Genomic DNA, 17,758 nt, shown 5'->3' on the forward strand with positions numbered 1-17,758 from the left:
CGCAGCCTCGTCAAGCTGGTTCACGTACCCCAAAAGTAAGGTTCCAAGATGCTGACATTTCCCGCTTACCGCTTGCGCGATCAACTGCACGACAGTGAACACTCCAGTGTGTATCGCGCTATTGATGAGCGGGATTCATCGCTGGTTGTACTGAAGTTTTTTGGAAAATCGAATCCATCGCATCACCATATCGCGCGCTTCAAGCGCGAATATGCCATCGCTCAGCGACTCATTCATCCGAATATTTCCCGACCATTGGCGCTAACACAACATGATTCGCGCTGGATCATGATTATGGAAGATCAGCAGGGGCTTTCACTAAATCAACATCCGCGCCTAAAGCAAGGTCAGCCGATTGATCTCAAATCGTTTTACGACATCGCACTCCAGCTTTGCGATGCACTGCAATTCATTCATCAAAACAAGATCATCCACAAAGACATTAATCCAGCCAATCTGTGCTGGAATGATGCGACGCGCCAGCTGCAAGTGATTGACTTTGGTGTGGCCAGCGAATTGGGCCAAGAAACGCCACTGATTCAAAATCCACAGACCATTGAAGGTACGCTGGCGTATATGTCGCCAGAGCAAACGGGGCGGATGAATCGCATCGTCGATTATCGGTCGGATTATTATTCGCTGGGCGTCACCCTCTATGAATTGCTGACGGGGAAAACACCGTTTACCAGCTTAGATGCAATGGAAATGGTTCACTGCCATTTGGCGCGCACACCGGATTGGTCTTTGGCGCAATTCAAAAACCTACCACCGCATTTGCTGACCATTTTGCAACGCTTGCTCGAAAAAAATGCCGAGGCTCGCTATCAAAGTTTGAATGCCTTAATCAACGATCTAAAACACTGCCAAGCTCAATCACTGCAACTCCCAATGGCAGGTCATCAAGATGCAGGTCTGAGCGACCATAGCGGCGTCTTTCATATTCCACAAAAACTCTATGGCCGCGAGCAAGACGCTCAAGTGTTAATGGATGCGTTTGATCGGGTCTGCCTTGGGCAAAGTGAAATGCTGCTCGTGGCGGGGTTTTCTGGGATTGGGAAGTCAGCCGTCGTCAATGAAATTCAGCGCGCCATCGTCGCGCGACGTGGCTACTTTATTGCGGGTAAATTTGATCAATACCAGCGCAACACGCCCTACTCGTCGCTCATTCAAGCTTTTCAAGATTTAATCCGCCAATTGCTCAGCGAACCCCGTGCACAACTGGATCAATGGGCTACGCGAATTCGCGCCGCATTAGGCAGCCATGCTGGCGTAATCACGCAACTCATTCCAGACCTTGCGCTAATCATCGGCGCTAGCGAGTCCGTTGCCGAGCTGCCGCCACTGGAATCGCAAAATCGGCTCAACCGTTTATTCGAGCGTTTTGTCCAAGTGTTCTCCAGCGAGGAACATCCGCTGGTGATCTTTCTCGATGACTTACAGTGGGTTGACCAACCTACATTAAAATTGATTGAGTGGAGTATGCGCGACGCTGATAAGCGCTACTTGCTTTTAATCGGAGCTTACCGTGATAACGAAGTCGACGCGGCGCATCCCCTGATTGCATTGCGGGACGATTTACTCAAACGCCAAGTCACACTCCACACACTCAACTTAGCCCCATTACAGCCAAACCATGTGAATGAGCTGGTTGCCGATACTTTGCATATGCCAATGGCTCACTGCCAAACGCTGGCACAGCTCTGTTTTGATAAAACACAGGGCAATCCATTTTTCCTCAATCAATTCTTAAGCACGATTCATGAGTTGGCGTATCTGAGTTTTGATTTTGAGCACAATCAGTGGGTTTGGGATGTGGCAAGCATTGAAAAAGCTGACTTCACCGATAATGTTGTTGAATTGATGATCAGTAAAATTCGTCGCCTACCTGAGCTCACTCAACAGCTTTTGCAATTAGCCGCCAGTATCGGCAATCGCTTTGATCTGTGCACGCTGGCAACGGTCTGCAAACTCACTCCTTACCAAACCCAAGTAGGTCTTTGGCCTGCTTTGCAAAGCGAACTGATACTACCTTTAGATCAACACTACAAATATTTACTCGAAGACGAAACGAAACCACAAATTAGTTACCGCTTTCTGCACGACCGTGTACAGCAAGCTGCCTACGCATTAGCCAGTGATGAACAAAAACAACTGCATCACCTCAGCATTGGCCGCTTACTATTATGCAATGCACCCAGCGGACAAGTTGAAGATCAATTATTCACGATCATCGAGCAATTTAATGCGGGGCGCGCACTCATCAGTGATCCTGATGAGCGTATTGCTATCGCTCACCTGAATTTACAAGCGGGGCTCAAAGCACGAACCTCCGCCGCCTACCAAGCCGCATTTCACCACTTACAAATTGGCTTAAGTCTGCTACCGGCGGACTGCTGGCAAGCATGCCCTCAACTCACGCTGGATTTACATATTGGTGCCGCAGAAAGTGCCTACCTCTCTGGCGATTTTGTGAGTGCAGAACGAATCTACCCAGTGGTTCTTCGTAATTGCACAGGGGTATTGAACCAAATCCGTTGCTATACAATACAAGCAAGCCAATACCAGCTAGAAGGTCGCTTCTTAGAAGCCATCGCCATTCAGCGTACTGGTCTACAGCTACTAGGCTCTATGATTCCGACTGAGGATGCGGACTTATTAAAAGAGGTAGGGCAAGGCTTTAGCGATATCGCCAATTTAAGTGCCCATCGCTCCATGGCCGAGCTGATGCAAGCCAAATCGATGAGCGACCCCGAGCAACTTGCCGCGATGCAATTGCTGTTTGGCATGTGGTACGCCAGCTATCTGGCAGGATTACCTAATTTAAATGCAGTGACGACGACGACGATGACTCGGCTTTCGCTGCAAGCGGGTCATTGCGATATTTCGCCTTTTGCCTATGTCAATTACGCTTTTATCGTGGCGTTTATATTGCAGCAATACGATGTCGCTGAACAATTTGGTGCAACCGCCATTGAGCTTGCCAATGCACAACGCAATTTGGCCATTCGCGGCAGCACGCATTTTCTGTTCGCAACCTTCACCAATTACTGGACTAAGCCACTAGCCACTTCCAATACCTACTACGACGATGCTTATACTTGGAGTCTAGAAAGCGGCGATTTTGCTACCGTGGGTTATATTGTGGCCGTTCGCTCGACCGACCGTGTTATCCAAGGACAAAACCTCACCGAGCTATTGGCGAGTTGTGAACGCGATATTTTGCTACTGACTAGCACTGGTCAGCAGGATATGGTCGATTGCACCAGCGTGGGTACCGTGCAATCAATCAAAAATCTACAGGGTCAAACACGGCATGCAGCAACGTATGACGATGCTGATTTTAGTGAAGAACAGTTCCTCCTCGAATATGCCAGCAAGCCCTTACATCTGGCCTATTTCTATCATGGAAAAATCCGTAATGCATATTTATTTGATACCGACTATGCAGATGAACTAGCAGAAAAACTCGCTCTCGTTGAACAATATGTACCTGGCCAATGCAAAATTCCAGAGGCTACTTTTTATACTGCACTCATTCGGCTGCGCACCCTGCTACGCCATCCGGCACACGATGAATACGGTACGATTCATGCACAAGTAGCGCAATTGAATGAGCGATTTATCGCTTGGGCACAGCAATGCCCTGCTAATTTTTCCACGCAATCACTGCTGATCCAGGCGCAACTGGCCCAATTAAATGGTGATACGGCCAGCGCAATTTCACTTTACCCTCTGGCCATCGCCGCAGCTAAAAGCAATCATTACGTCAATTTGGAAGCGCTCGCCAATGAATTGTACGGCCAATTCTGGCTCGCTCAACAACAAGAACGAATTGCCGAGGTCTTCTTACGTGATGCTTTGCACCTGTATCGCGCGTGGGGGGCGGAAGGCAAAGCCATTCAACTACAAAGTCGATACGCTGAACCTGCGCCAATCTCACGCACAAAAGGTCACAAAAGTACGTCAATGACGAGCCCCTCAGGGACCGCCAATACTGCCATAGGTAGCGTTAATTATCTTGATCTTACGTCCATTCTGAAGGCGAACCATGCACTATCAAGCGAAGTTGCATTAAGCCCTGTTTTGGCCAAGCTATTGGGCATCGTGAAGGAAAACTCTGGCGCACAAACCGTACGCTTATTTCTCAGCAACTCTAGCCGGAAAGAAGCAAGCGAAGAATGGTATTTAGAAGGTGAAGCGTCTGCCAATAAGGTGGACGTGTTGCAATCACAAGCGATTGCACTCAATGGGCTGAGTAGCCCGCTATTGCCGCTCTCTTTATTGCGCTATGTGGTTCGTAGTGGCAACGAAGTGATTGAAGAAAATATCAGTAGTTCAGAAAATTACGCCATGGATCCTTATGTCTTGGCGAAACACCCTAAATCTGTGATGTGCCTACCAATAATGCGGTTTTCACAAGTCATTGGCGTGTTGTACTTAGAAAACAATCTAGCAGCAGGCGCATTCACCCAAGAACGAGTAGAGTTTCTCAGAGTGCTAGCGGTGCAAGCACTGATTTCAATTGATAACGCACGACTCTACGACAACCTAGAACGCCAAGTGGCTGAACGCACAGCCAATCTCAATCAAACGTTGCTTGAGCAACAAGCCATTTTCGACAATACCGTCATCGGCATTGCCTTTGTCAAAGACCGTGTCGTACAACGCTGCAATGCGGGCTTGGCAAAGTTGTTTGGCTACGAGCGTGAAGAAGTCATCGGGCAAGCAACTCGGATGTTTTATGCCAGTGATGAAGAGTCTGAACAATCCGCCAAAGTCACTTATGCCCAAGTGATGCAAGGTGGCTACCACACCGATTTACAATTAGTTGATAAACAAGGCCGCCAGATTTACTGCGAAATCCACGCCCGTTTGCTCGATAACCTGCATCCAGAGCAAGGCATCATCATCACCATTCAAGATATTTCGGAGCGAAAACTTAGCGAGCATGCCTTAGCAGAAGCCAAAGTGCGTGCAGAGGAAGCAACGCAAGCCAAATCGATGTTCCTTGCGAATATGAGCCATGAAATTCGCACGCCGATGAATGCCGTCATGGGCATGAGCCGTTTGGCATTAAAAATCGCCAATGACGATAAACTGCGTAATTATCTACAAAAAATTGTTATTTCTGCCGAAAATCTACTCGGTATCATTAATGATATTTTGGATTTTTCTAAAATTGAGGCTGGTAAACTCGAAATTGAAACCATTCCTTTCCAATTAGACGACCTACTCAATCCACTCTCTGATTTAATGATGTTGCGCACCGAAACAAAAGGCGTTGAAGTTATTTTTCGTATTGCTCCCGATGTACCGCAACAACTCATCGGTGATCGATTACGTTTAAGTCAGGTGCTAAATAATCTTGCTAGCAATGCGAGTAAATTCACCGAACAGGGTGAAATTGTGCTCGACATCCGTGTTGAGGCGCAGCAACACGACCGTGTGACACTACGCTTCACCCTCAGCGACACCGGCATCGGCATGAGCCCAGCGCAAATGGCCTCCCTCTTCCAATCCTTCACCCAAGCAGACAGCTCAATTACCCGCAAATACGGTGGGACCGGCTTAGGCCTCAGCATTAGCAAGCAATTGGTTGAAATGATGGGCGGTGAACTCACTGTCGGCAGCACACTCGGCCAAGGCAGTACTTTCCGCTTCACCTTGGAATTGGGTATCGAAGCAAGCCAATTAGTCAATATGGCGCAGCACTACACACCTCAGCGGGTCTTAATCGTTGATGACCATGCGGTTGCACGCGAGGTATTGGCCGATATGGTTCGTTCATTCGGCGCCGAAGTTTTGCTTGCGGACTCAGGAAGAACGGCCTTAGATACCTTAATGATTGCCGCCAAGACTGAACAGCCGATTGATTTGGTCTTGATGGATTGGCAAATGCCTGATTGGGATGGTATTGAAACGATCGAACGTATACGCGCCGAGAGCATGCTTAACAACACACCCCCAGCAATACTCATGGTCAGCGCGTATTCACAAGACGAAATCATACGGCAAGCACAGCGAGTAAAATTAGATGGGTTCCTCGTAAAGCCAGTCAGTCGCGCCTTGCTGCAAGCCCATTTCATACTACTGACTGCCCCTGGCTCACCCAATTTTGCACAGTCAAAAACGATAGAATCCGAGCTGAAATCAATCATCAAACTTGATGGCGCTCGCATCTTATTGGCTGACGACACTGAATTTAATCGAGAGATTGTATTCGGGATACTAGGCGAAGCACGCATCAGCATCGATATAGCTGAAAATGGCCAAATCGCACTCGAAAAAGTACAATCCACTCACTATGATTTGATCTTGATGGACATCCAAATGCCTGTGATGGACGGCCTGAGCGCAAGTCGTGCCATTCGCCAGTTGGGCCTGAATTTGCCGATTATTGCGATGACGGCCCACGCGATGGTAGGAGATCGCGACGCCAGTTTAGCGGCAGGCATGAATGCACATATTACGAAGCCGATAAATGCAGACGAATTAATCCAAACTTTACAACATTGGATTCCCCAACAACAGCTCGTAAATCGAGTTATCCCTGCACAACTCGAGTATCAATACTCAAGCATGACTGCATCAGCCCCGCCCACCAGCAACTTAGGGATCGATTTAACTGTCGCGCTTAAACTGCTTGGAGGAAATCAAAATTTACTCCAGCGTTCGTTGATTATTTTTGCGCGGGATTATGGTGCAGCGGGTTTGATTGTTGGAGAGGCTTTGGAAGAAAACGACTTTAAGCGCATTGCCGACAATGCGCATGCCGTCAAATCTGCCGCGGCATATTTGGGAGCAACACAGCTCTCAAGCAGTGCGGCGGCACTAGAAACCGCCATTCGAGTGGAGAAAAATGCAGAAATCCCAGAGCGAGTCAGCCATTTTCAGCAGCAACTTGCAATTACACTGAATGCGATTACTCAAACGATAAGGGTTGCCCCAACGTCATCACCTCATGCAAACAGCTATAATATCTCCCAAGCTTTGCTCCAGCTCGAGGCTCTCGTTCCTCTTATCCGAACAGGCAATTTTGCCGCTAATCGTCAGCTTGACGAACTAAACAAATCATTAGCAACCCGCTGGCAAGCGCAAATGAGTGAAATTAGCCGCTTATTTGACTATATGGAAACGGACGCAGCGATTGCGGCGCTCTTTGAACTACAAAATGCACTGCGTTCCGAGCTAGACACACTATGAGCGAACAACAAAAAATTTTGGTTGTCGATGATTCAGCGAGTAATCGACAATTATTAGGTGAGCTATTGCAAGCGGACTATACCGTGCTATTGGCAAAAAATGGCGAGCAAGCCTTGCTCCGCGCGCGTGAGCAACTGCCCGATTTAATCTTGCTCGATGTCATGATGCCAGAGATGGACGGTTATGAAGTGCTGCAATTACTCAAAGCCGATCCAGATACAGCACCGATTGGCGTTATTTTCATTACCGGCTTAGACACACCCGATGACGAAGAACGCGGCCTCTTAATGGGGGCGTCTGATTATATTGCCAAGCCATTCCATCCTGCAGTTGTTAAAGCGCGTGTCTCGGTACATATGCAAGTGGCGCGCCAACGCCGAATGCTAGAAACGCTAGCCAACATTGATGCATTGACGGAACTGCCCAATCGACGTCAGCTCGATGCCGTATTAGCAGCTGAATGTTCTCGTGCGGGACGGACAGGCAATCCATTATCAGTTGCGATTTTAGATGTCGATTATTTTAAACTGTATAACGATTATTATGGCCATGCGATGGGGGATCGGGTTCTGCAAACCATTGCGAGCGTGCTAAATGGCAAAATGAAACGCCCTAGCGATTTAGCGGCGCGCTATGGCGGTGAAGAGTTCGTACTCATTATGCCCGACACCTTACTTGAGGGCGCACTTGAGGTTGCCAACAAGCTTTGCAGCGCCATCGCAGCACTACAAATCCCACATGAAAAATCAAGAGACTATGCGTGTGTCACCGTGAGTATTGGCGTCGCCAGTGGCACTGTAAACGTACCGCCAACAGCCGAGAGTCTATTGCAAGTCGCCGATGCGCGCCTTTATCGTGCGAAAGCGGCTGGTCGAAATCGGGCTCTAGCGACCTAATCGCAGCACACCATAAATATGATGGCACGTATCTGCTCACAGCCTACGTTTACGCTTAGCTATAGACCAATACACCCAAAGCCGCCAAACGACATGCACAGAAAAATACGCCATCACCGCCAGTAAGGCAGCCAATAAAGGTAAGCCAATCAGCAAAGGCGCGCCCAATGACTGCATCCAAGCCCACATCGCCCACATCCAGTCCCCCAGATTCAAGGCAGAAAACGAGGGCATCAAAACAGTCACTTTCGCTCCAGCGAGGCCCGACACCCAAGCACCAAGCTGATAAGCCAACCAGTAAATGGGGCCAATCGTTAATGGATTGGTGTAGAAAGTCCCCAAAATCGCCACTGGCAAATTGACGCGAAAAATCAGGCACAGAATGCATGAGGTAATCACTTGTAAAGGACCGGGGATCAAGCCGCCAATCATCCCCACCGCTAAACCACCTGCAACCGATTTACGATTTAAATGAAATAAATTCGGATGTTCAAACCAATGCGCAAAGCGGCTCAAAAAGCGGTTTTGCAGCATCGTTTGGTGATCTGGCAACCAGCGTCGTAAATATTTGCGGGGCATTCGGCACTTTTCTCGTTAATTTAGCTATGACAGACTGCATTATTGTCGCAAAATTCAATTATTCACTTCAGCAAATAGATAAATAAATAATCATGGTTGCCGTAACTCGCCCGCTTGCCCAATCCATCGCTGAAGCCGCTGATCCTGATCGCTGGCTGATTGCCCTTTCTGAGCGTTATCCGCCGCAGGACATCACTCGCCTGAGGGAGGCGCTTGATTGGGCTGCTGAGTTATATGGCAACTCACTCAATCCCGACACACAAACCTCACTATTTTTGCATTCGGTTGCCAGTGCATCCATCGTGGCGGATTTGCGCATGGACGCGAACGCCGTAATCGCAGCGCTACTATTTTGCGTTCCTGACAAACTCAGTAACGCGTCCGAACAAATCAATAAACGCTTTGGCACGACCGTTGCTGCATTGGTCGATGGCATTTTGAAAGTCCGGCAGCTGCGGCAGCTAGCTCAACCACAACAGGGCAAAGCCGAAGACTACGCACAGCAAGTCGAAGCGCAACGCAAAATGTTGCTCGCGATGGTTGAAGACATTCGTGCGGTGCTGATTAAACTTGCGTGGCGCACGCAAACGATGCATAGCTTGGCGAATGTGCCCGAAGAGCTGCGCCGTATTATTGCCCGCGAAACGTTGGATTTATTTGCGCCACTGGCCAATCGTTTGGGCGTCTGGCAAATTAAATGGGAGCTGGAAGACTTAGGTTTCCGTTACCTACATACCGAAACCTATAAGAAAATCGCTAAATTGCTTGATGAGCGCCGCGTGGACCGTGAGCAATTCATTGGCGATGTGATTGGTAAGCTACGCAGTGAACTCGCCCTTGCTGGCGTAAACCATGTCGACCTGATGGGGCGACCTAAACACATCTACAGCATCTGGAAAAAGATGCAGAAAAAGAAGCTCGACTTTTCTGAGCTCTACGATATTCGCGCGGTGCGTGTCTTAGTCGATGATGTGAAAGATTGCTATACCGTACTGGGAATTGTGCATAACTTGTGGCAGCCTATTCCAGGTGAATTTGACGATTACATTGCACAACCCAAAGGTAACTTTTATCGCAGTCTGCATACCGCAATCATAGGCCCGCAAGACAAAGCCGTCGAAGTACAAATCCGTACTTTTGATATGCATGAGCACGCCGAGTTCGGCGTCGCCGCGCACTGGCGCTACAAAGAAGGCGGCAAAGGCGACTCACGTTACGAAGAAAAAATCGCATGGCTACGACAATTACTAGATTGGCGCGAAGATGTCGCCTCTGAAGCTGATTTTTCAGATGCATTTAAGGCTGAGTTATTCGACGACACCATCTATGTGCTAACCCCTGCTGGGCGTGTGATTTCATTGCCCAAAGGCAGTACCGCAGTCGATTTTGCTTATCACCTACACACCGATCTGGGTCATCGTTGCCGTGGGGCGAAGGTCAATGGCGCAATTGTGCCGCTCGGAACACCGCTAGAAAATGGCCAGCGCATAGAGATTCTGGCCGCTAAAACGGGTGGTCCTAGTCTCGATTGGTTACATCAAGGCTATATTAAAAGCCATCGCGCGCAGCAAAAAGTAAGGCACTGGATTCGTCAGCAGCATCTTGATGTGGCTATAGAAGCCGGTCGTGCCCTGTTTGATAAAGAATCATCCCGCGCCGGTGCCAATAATATTAGCCATGAACTCATTGCACAAAAGCTAGGCTACAAAGAAATCGAGGACGTATTTGCTGCGCTGGGCCAAGGCGAATGCTCGTTACGTGCATTGTCGATTGCATTTAATGAGTCACTTGCTCCCGTTGAATTACCGGACGAACCCGAAGACTTCGTCAAAACCGCACGTGCCAATCAAAGTGGCGAAGGCATTTTAATTGAAGGCATCGACAAGCTGATGACGATGCTCGCCAAATGCTGCAAACCCGTACCCCCCGACCAAGTAATGGGTTTTGTTACCAAAGGGCGCGGTATTTCAATCCATCGCACCGATTGCCTCACCCTTAAACGATTAGCAATTGAAGCACCTGAGCGCTTAATTAAGGCAGACTGGGGAAAATCCAGCGGGCACGTATTCTCGGTCGATATTTTAGTTGAGACGCTAGAACGGCCAAGTATGTTGCGGGATTTATCCGACGTGATGGTGCGCGATAAAATCAATGTCACTGCGGTGCATACACAAAATAAAGATGCCCGATCACAAATGCGCTTTACGATCGAAATTAAAGATAGCGAGCAATTGCAAAAAGTTTTTGTCCGCCTCAAAGATGTTCAAGGCGTAATTAGAGTGTCACGACTTTAGATTGGAAATACATGACGTTTATTCAAAAAAGCTGATAAAAGATTTGTTTTTTTCTGCCGATAACATCTATTCTGATTGAACGTCTAAAGACAATATCGAGGCACGCCATGTTTAACTCCCTACGCAATAAATTGATTGCTTTTATTGCACTGTTACTACTTATTACCGTGGGTTTAATTTCCCTCGGTGGTTACTTCAAGATGCGCGGCGTCATGATTGACTCGTTGCAAAGTGAAGTTTCAGCTACCGCAACAGGTAACAATGTCACATTGCGAGACTGGGTTTCAAGTCACAAAATGATCGTTGGTGCTATGGCAACAGCCCTCGGTACAGCCAGTGATCCAATGCCCGCTTTAGTGCAAGGCGCAAAAAGTGCCAAGTTTGACTCGGCCTACTTTGGCAAAGCCGACAAACAAATGATCACGAATCGCGAACTCGGTCTTCCCGAGGGTTACGACCCAACAAGTCGACCATGGTATCAACAAGCTGTCGCAGAAAAACGCACCGTCCTAACCGCACCGTACATTGATGCGGGCAGTAAAAGACTTACGATGTCGTTTGCCTCTCCAGTCGAAGCCAACGGAGCCCTTTTGGGGGTCGTAGGTACCGACATTATGCTCGATGACATTGTAAAAGACGTCCTCAGTATTAAGCTGACTGGCGATGGCTACGCTATTTTATTGGGCAAAGACGGTAAAGTGCTCGTTCACAGCAACCAAGCGTACATCCAAAAACCAATTTCAGAAATCAGCCCAGATTTATCTTTAGATCTACTAACAAAATATGCGGCTGATAAAACGCTCAATCCAGTCAACATTGATGATAAAAATCGTCTTGTTTATGTCCAGCCCATCGAAGGCTCGGACATGTACTTGATGTTTGTTATTGATAAAGAGATTGCACTTGCTCCACTTAATCAGTTGCTTATTATCGCCCTAGTTGCATTGATTGGATTACTAGTTGTACTCATACCTATTGCAAGCATGCTGGTCAGCAGAATGCTAGTGAATTTGCGTGTAATGCGAGATCGGATGCAGCAGATTGCAAGCGGTGGCGGAGATTTAACTCGTACTCTGAATATCCATGGTAATGATGAAATCGCCCAAATGGCAATCGCGTTTAATCAATTTACAGGGCAGCTTCGTACCATGTTCATTGATATCCGCAAAGAAACAGAGAACCTCACTCATGGTGTGACAGATATTAATAGTGTACTGCATCAGCTTTCTAATGATTCCGCTCTATTGGCCGACCTTGCTGCATCCAATGCCGCAACGATTGAAGAGATCACAGTCAGCATCAGCCATATCGCCGATAACTCTAACGATGCAAATCAATTGGTAACCAGCACAGGAGCACTCTCTGGAGAGTCGGCGTCAACTGTTCGCGAAGTAGCCAAAGAAGTTAGTAAATCGGCTGCCGAAGTTGAAGGCTTGGCGAGTCTTTTGAATAGCCTCAATCAACGATCTCAAGACATAAGTGGCATTATCCGTGTGATTAAAGAGATTGCAGACCAAACTAACTTACTCGCACTTAATGCAGCCATTGAAGCGGCTCGCGCTGGTGAGCAAGGCCGAGGTTTTGCAGTGGTTGCCGATGAGGTGCGCAAACTAGCGGAACGAACTGGTCATGCCACGGTAGAAATTACCGGCATGATTGATGGCATTCGCAACGAGACGGATGCCGCCGTTGCCAATATGCAATCGACGATCACAACAGTACAAAGTGGTGTGACATTATCTGAATCAGCAGCAGAAAAAATCGCCCATATTCGCGAAAATATGCACACCGTGATGATCAAAATTGGTGAAATCGCACACTCTACCAAAGAGCAGCAAGACGCCACCACGGCCATGGCGCAAAGTGCAGAAAACATTACTAATCAGATGCAACAATCTGATGCCGCACTTCACCGGGCAACTGGTGCAGTGCATCAACTCAGTGACTTAGCAGTATTCTTAAGGCAGCTTTTTGGCAATTTTAAATTGTAATAACGCCAAGTTTTAAATCATCAAAGCCAGTGGAAACCCACTGGCTTTTTTAGTGCTTGAAATAATTGCTTGCATTTGTCGACGAATCTTCATGAACTACTATTTTCATCACAAACCTATACGCCATTTATCAAAGTCAGATCCAATTGAAGCAGCAATCAAAACATGCTTTGATATTTAGATAATTATTAATGCCAAACATTCTTCACAATCCAGATCCAGATCCAACAACATAAGTAAAAAAGCCCACCTAGGTAAAGTGGGCTTATCCGATTGTGGATAAAAAATTAGTTAACAAACTAATCTAAAGTTTACCGTATTTACTCAACAACTTATCAAGCCACTTCGAGGCGGTTAGTCGTTGAGGCATGGTCCCTTTGTAAAGCAAAATTTCAAGGTGATCGAAGGCTTCCCGCCGCTGACCATTGCTAATTAAATTAGCAATATTTTGCAGAACTTCATCATCAGAAATGAAATCACCATTTTCAGCGATTGATTTTGGGACTCCCTTAGTTTCCTCAATCGGTACATTAACCGGTTTGCGGAGCGCATCTACTGGTGCAGCCTCTTCATTAATTTCAAATTCCTCAGGTATTGAAGCAAAAAAAGCATCTTCGGACTCTTTGATACTCGATGCCTTATCTTCCAATGGTTTGAAATCAATTTCAAATGTGAAACCATCACTCACATCTAAACCATTACTCCCAGTCGCATCGTCGGGCAATTTAAATCCTGCATCATTATACAATTCCGCAGCCAAGTTCGAATTTGATATCTCAATCTTGTTATGATTTTCTTGCTTGCCAAAGTCAGGCATAACGTCCAGCGATTGGTACAAAGGATTCGTTGGGTCAATTTGCAAGCCAAGACCTTGCACTTGCTGCCAAAGAGCCTCACTAGAAAACTGTAACCGAAAAGCAACCGCACGCTCTTGGAATAGCTCCACCATATTGTTCTGTTGAAATACATCAAACAATTTCATCCAAAGTGCTAACGCAGTTGGGCGCTCAGCAACCTCATGCATTAATAAATTAATCGCCTGCTTGGTGAGCCCATGATCGATCAGCAGCTGCGCTTCTTCTGCTACCGAGTTCGGCGAGAATACATCAACGTCTTCATTGTGCCACTCTTGATCATCGATATTTCGTACAGGAATACCTATTTCATCGTCGTCAAAGCCACCAGTGCGGGGCATAAACTGACTATTAAAGTTAGTGGGGGTACGTGGAGCAGGAGTAGCCCCATAAGGATTAACATGCATCGTCGATATGCCAAGCATAGAATAAGGTTCTTCCTGGGCTTGCCGCTGAAACACATGCCGCCGCCACAATAGAATTGCAACGACAGCAATAATGAATGCAATCAAATATAGCAACGACATTGAAAAATAGCTGTTAGATTGTTCTTTGCTTTCCACGTTGGATGGCGATGAGTCAGCCGAATTGGTTTTGAAACTATTGAGCTGTTTTTCTAATTGTGTAATCTGATATTTAAGCTGCAGCATCTGCGAAGCTTGTTCATCGGTCTCTAACGACAATAATCGTTCGCGTAGACGAAGGGTTTCCTCTGGGCTAAGGGTATTTTTCTGGTTTAAATCTAGGCTTGGCAAAGATAAACGAAGACGAAAATCACCGCTTTTCTCCACCGAATTAGCAACAGGAACTTCAGCCGCCGAGGGTACGGAATCAAGGGTGAGTCTAGGCAGCACCTCTTGTTGAGTCATCGGCTCGACTCGAACAGGCTGGCTAACAATGGCTGGACTTGAAATCGGAGAAGGTAACTGCAGACGCCAATCTCCCCCTAGACGCACTGAAGTCCCTTGAGGCAAGTCAGGGTTTAAATCATAAATAGCATCAATAAATTTGGCTCTTAACTTGTCATCATTCGGATAATATCGACGAGCAATACTAGCAACCGAATCACCATCTTCAGTTAACCAAGCAGTTCCAAGCCGAGGCAAACTTCGACGACTTTGCTTGCTACTTGCAACGACCTCGGTCTGCTTTCGTTGTGCAACCTTATATTCCCTTGGGTCAAGTAGCACTCTATAATCGCGCTGAAAAACCCGATCCTCTTCCCCTGGGCACTTCACTCGCACAGAAACATTCACCACCGGCTCTTGTAATGGATCAAGTCCATGCACCAACAAGCGGCCACCATCGCCGTCTTGCTGGAAGATCAGCTTGGCGCGTCTTAATGAATTGATCTCCGCATTGTCATGCGGGCTTACCAAACGAAAGCAATTGCTATTTATGTCCTCATCGTTGGTTGAAGCGACAGGAATACTGGCATCAAACTTTTCACCCAGCGCAGAATTAACGCGTATTTCACCCAGCATGGCAGCGTTAGAGTGTGCAATCAGCAAACTCATCACGGTGACTGCAAGCAAACGGGAGTTAAACATCAAATGAGGCCATTTTCTTATCATTATTTATTTTAAATTACTCGAATTATCCAAATTATTTTTTAGCAAAATGTGGCTTTAATATGATGTTAAACACCACAAAAATACTGACTCTAGACCTATATAATTAAACAATATCGAGATGATCTAGCCCAGACAATACATCTCTATTTTTGGACTCTGTTCCGTTAAGCTTAATTTGTAGACGCAAGTCATTGACTGAATCAGCATTACGCAGAGCATCTTCATAGCTAATTCGATTGGCCTCAAACAAATCAAATAAAGATTGATCAAACGTTTGCATGCCAAGCTCACGAGATTTTTTCATGATTTCTTTAATCTCGTGTACTTCTCCTTTGAAAATCAACTCTGAAATCAACGGTGAATTGAGCATCACTTCTACAGCGGCAACACGACCTTTTCCTGATAGGTGTGGTACCAATCGTTGAGAAACAAAGGCCTTCAAATTCAACGACAAATCCATCAAGAGCTGCGAACGTCGCTCTTCAGGGAAAAAGTTAATAATCCGATCTAGAGCCTGATTCGACGAGTTGGCATGCAAGGTGGCCATGCACAAATGCCCCGTTTCAGCAAAGGCAATGGCATAATCCATCGTTTCACGATCACGAATCTCACCAATCAAAATCACATCCGGCGCTTGGCGCAAGGTGTTTTTAAGTGCTGCCATCCAAGAATCAGTATCAACGCCAACCTCACGCTGAGTAATGATTGAGTTCTTGTGCTCATGCACATATTCAATGGGGTCTTCAATCGTAATGATGTGATCGTATGCATATTCATTACGATGACCGATCATGGCCGCTAAAGAGGTCGATTTACCTGATCCAGTCCCCCCCACAAAAATAACTAAGCCACGCTTAGTCATGGCGATATCACGTAGCACAGGCGGCAGGTTGAGTTCTTCAAGCTTAGGAATTTCGGAGTTAATCGTACGCAATACCATTCCGACGCGACCTTGCTGCATAAAAGCATTTACGCGAAAACGCCCCATCGTGCCTGGGCTAATTGCAAAGTTACATTCTTTGTTGGCTTCAAAGTCCTCAGCCTGGCGATCATTCATAATCGCACGCGCTAATTCTTTGGTGTGCTGCGCGGTCAATTGCTGATTTGAAACCGGCGTTACTCGACCGTCAATCTTCATGGCTGGTGGAAAATCGACCGTAATAAAAAGATCCGAAGCATTTTTGCCACGCATATGGCGCAACAAATCATGCATAAACTTAGCGGCTTGTTCTTTTTCCATTTTGCTAACTCTTAGCCTTTAAAATTATCAGGTATTGCTGCTTTACTGCGCGCATCCGCAATTGAAACAATGTTTCTTTGTACTAAGTTTTGTAAACATTGATCCAAAGTCTGCATCCCATATTGCGATCCAGTTTGAATGGACGAATACATTTGGGCAATCTTATTTTCACGAATCAAATTTCGAATCGCAGGAATACCAATCATAATTTCATGTGCCGCAACACGCCCTTGCCCGTCTTTTGTCTTCAACAAGGTTTGTGAAATAACCGCACGTAATGATTCAGACAACATCGAACGAACCATTTCTTTCTCAGCGGCAGGGAACACGTCAACCACGCGGTCAATCGTTTTCGCGGCAGAGGTCGTATGCAAGGTACCAAACACTAAATGCCCCGTTTCAGCAGCAGTGAGAGCTAAACGAATGGTTTCCAAATCACGCATTTCACCCACCAAGATCACATCAGGATCTTCACGCAAAGCACTACGCAGCGCATTGGAGAACGACATCGTATGGGGGCCAACTTCACGTTGATTCACTAAACATTTTTTTGATTGATGTACAAACTCAATCGGGTCTTCAACGGTCAAAATATGGCCGTAGTCATTATCATTAATAAAGTTGACCATCGCGGCCAATGTGGTCGACTTACCTGAGCCAGTTGGGCCAGTAACCAGAACTAAACCTCGTGGATTTTGCGCGATATCTTGAAATACTTTTGGGCAACCCAGCTCTTCCAGTGACAAGACCTTAGATGGAATGGTCCGAAATACTGCGCCTGCGCCACGATTTTGTACAAAGGCATTGACGCGGAAACGCGCCAGATTCGGAATTTCAAATGAAAAATCGCACTCTAATGTATCTTCGTAAATTTTACGCTGGCCATCATTCATAATGTCGTACACCATATCGTGCACGTCTTTATGCTCCATCGCAGGCAAATTAATACGGCGAACATCACCGTGTACGCGAATCATTGGCGGCAAGCCTGCGGAAAGATGTAAGTCGGATGCTTTATTCTTTACCGAAAAGGCTAAGAGTTCTGAGATTTCCATTTATAATTCTTCCTCTTATCCATCTAAAGGCCTCAAGCTAGCCCTATTTTATATAAAGGGCGAATGGCCCTT

The 17,758-nt window shown here is 46.7% G+C and carries 8 protein-coding genes; 4 read left to right on the top strand and 4 right to left on the bottom strand.

The features are described 5' to 3' along the window. Nucleotides 1-48 precede the first annotated feature (48 nt). Entirely contained in the window at nucleotides 49-7,203 is a 7,155-nt protein-coding gene (locus K4H28_RS10670; RefSeq protein ID WP_221005183.1) for a response regulator, read from the top strand. After that, nucleotides 7,200-8,099, top strand: coding sequence for a diguanylate cyclase (locus tag K4H28_RS10675; RefSeq protein WP_221005184.1), 900 nt, complete (start codon nucleotides 7,200-7,202; stop codon nucleotides 8,097-8,099). The genes K4H28_RS10670 and K4H28_RS10675 overlap by 4 nt, the downstream gene beginning before the upstream one ends. A gap of 36 nt (nucleotides 8,100-8,135) precedes the next feature. On the opposite strand, the gene K4H28_RS10680 is transcribed toward K4H28_RS10675, so the two are convergent. Continuing rightward, nucleotides 8,136-8,678 (bottom strand): DUF2062 domain-containing protein, encoded by a 543-nt coding sequence (locus K4H28_RS10680; RefSeq protein ID WP_221005185.1) that lies wholly within the window; start codon nucleotides 8,676-8,678, stop codon nucleotides 8,136-8,138. Nucleotides 8,679-8,770: 92 nt separating this feature from the next. Here K4H28_RS10680 and K4H28_RS10685 point away from each other — a divergent pair, with 92 nt between their 5' ends. Beyond that, entirely contained in the window at nucleotides 8,771-10,972 is a 2,202-nt protein-coding gene (locus tag K4H28_RS10685; RefSeq protein ID WP_221005186.1) for a RelA/SpoT family protein, read from the top strand. 107 nt (nucleotides 10,973-11,079) lie between these two features. After that, a complete protein-coding gene (locus tag K4H28_RS10690; protein ID WP_221005187.1) occupies nucleotides 11,080-12,963 on the top strand; it encodes a methyl-accepting chemotaxis protein in 1,884 nt (627 codons plus the stop codon). Between the two features lie 304 nt (nucleotides 12,964-13,267). Here the strand turns inward: K4H28_RS10690 and K4H28_RS10695 are convergent, their stop codons facing one another. The 3 genes from K4H28_RS10695 to K4H28_RS10705 all read right to left on the bottom strand — a co-directional run bounded on the left by K4H28_RS10695 (nucleotide 13,268) and on the right by K4H28_RS10705 (nucleotide 17,686). Next, the gene (locus tag K4H28_RS10695; RefSeq protein ID WP_221005188.1) at nucleotides 13,268-15,367 is read right to left on the bottom strand and encodes a type IV pilus assembly protein FimV; all 2,100 of its coding nucleotides are present in this window, start codon (nucleotides 15,365-15,367) and stop codon (nucleotides 13,268-13,270) included. 127 nt (nucleotides 15,368-15,494) lie between these two features. Then, entirely contained in the window at nucleotides 15,495-16,631 is a 1,137-nt protein-coding gene (locus K4H28_RS10700; protein WP_308443444.1) for a PilT/PilU family type 4a pilus ATPase, read from the bottom strand. An 11-nt stretch (nucleotides 16,632-16,642) separates the two neighbouring features. Beyond that, nucleotides 16,643-17,686: a type IV pilus twitching motility protein PilT gene (locus K4H28_RS10705; protein WP_221005189.1), complete on the bottom strand. Its 1,044-nt coding sequence runs from the start codon at nucleotides 17,684-17,686 to the stop codon at nucleotides 16,643-16,645. Between the last annotated feature and the right edge of the window lie 72 nt (nucleotides 17,687-17,758).

This window comes from Deefgea tanakiae (genome assembly GCF_019665765.1).
GTDB lineage: Bacteria > Pseudomonadota > Gammaproteobacteria > Burkholderiales > Chitinibacteraceae > Deefgea > Deefgea tanakiae.

Coding starts and splice junctions, on each gene's coding strand:
- K4H28_RS10680 (WP_221005185.1), bottom strand. CDS start 8,678: ATGCCCCGCAAATATTTACGACGCTGGTTGCCAGATCACCAAACGATG.
- K4H28_RS10695 (WP_221005188.1), bottom strand. CDS start 15,367: ATGTTTAACTCCCGTTTGCTTGCAGTCACCGTGATGAGTTTGCTGATT.
- K4H28_RS10705 (WP_221005189.1), bottom strand. CDS start 17,686: ATGGAAATCTCAGAACTCTTAGCCTTTTCGGTAAAGAATAAAGCATCC.
- K4H28_RS10685 (WP_221005186.1), top strand. CDS start 8,771: ATGGTTGCCGTAACTCGCCCGCTTGCCCAATCCATCGCTGAAGCCGCT.
- K4H28_RS10690 (WP_221005187.1), top strand. CDS start 11,080: ATGTTTAACTCCCTACGCAATAAATTGATTGCTTTTATTGCACTGTTA.
- K4H28_RS10675 (WP_221005184.1), top strand. CDS start 7,200: ATGAGCGAACAACAAAAAATTTTGGTTGTCGATGATTCAGCGAGTAAT.
- K4H28_RS10700 (WP_308443444.1), bottom strand. CDS start 16,631: ATGGAAAAAGAACAAGCCGCTAAGTTTATGCATGATTTGTTGCGCCAT.
- K4H28_RS10670 (WP_221005183.1), top strand. CDS start 49: ATGCTGACATTTCCCGCTTACCGCTTGCGCGATCAACTGCACGACAGT.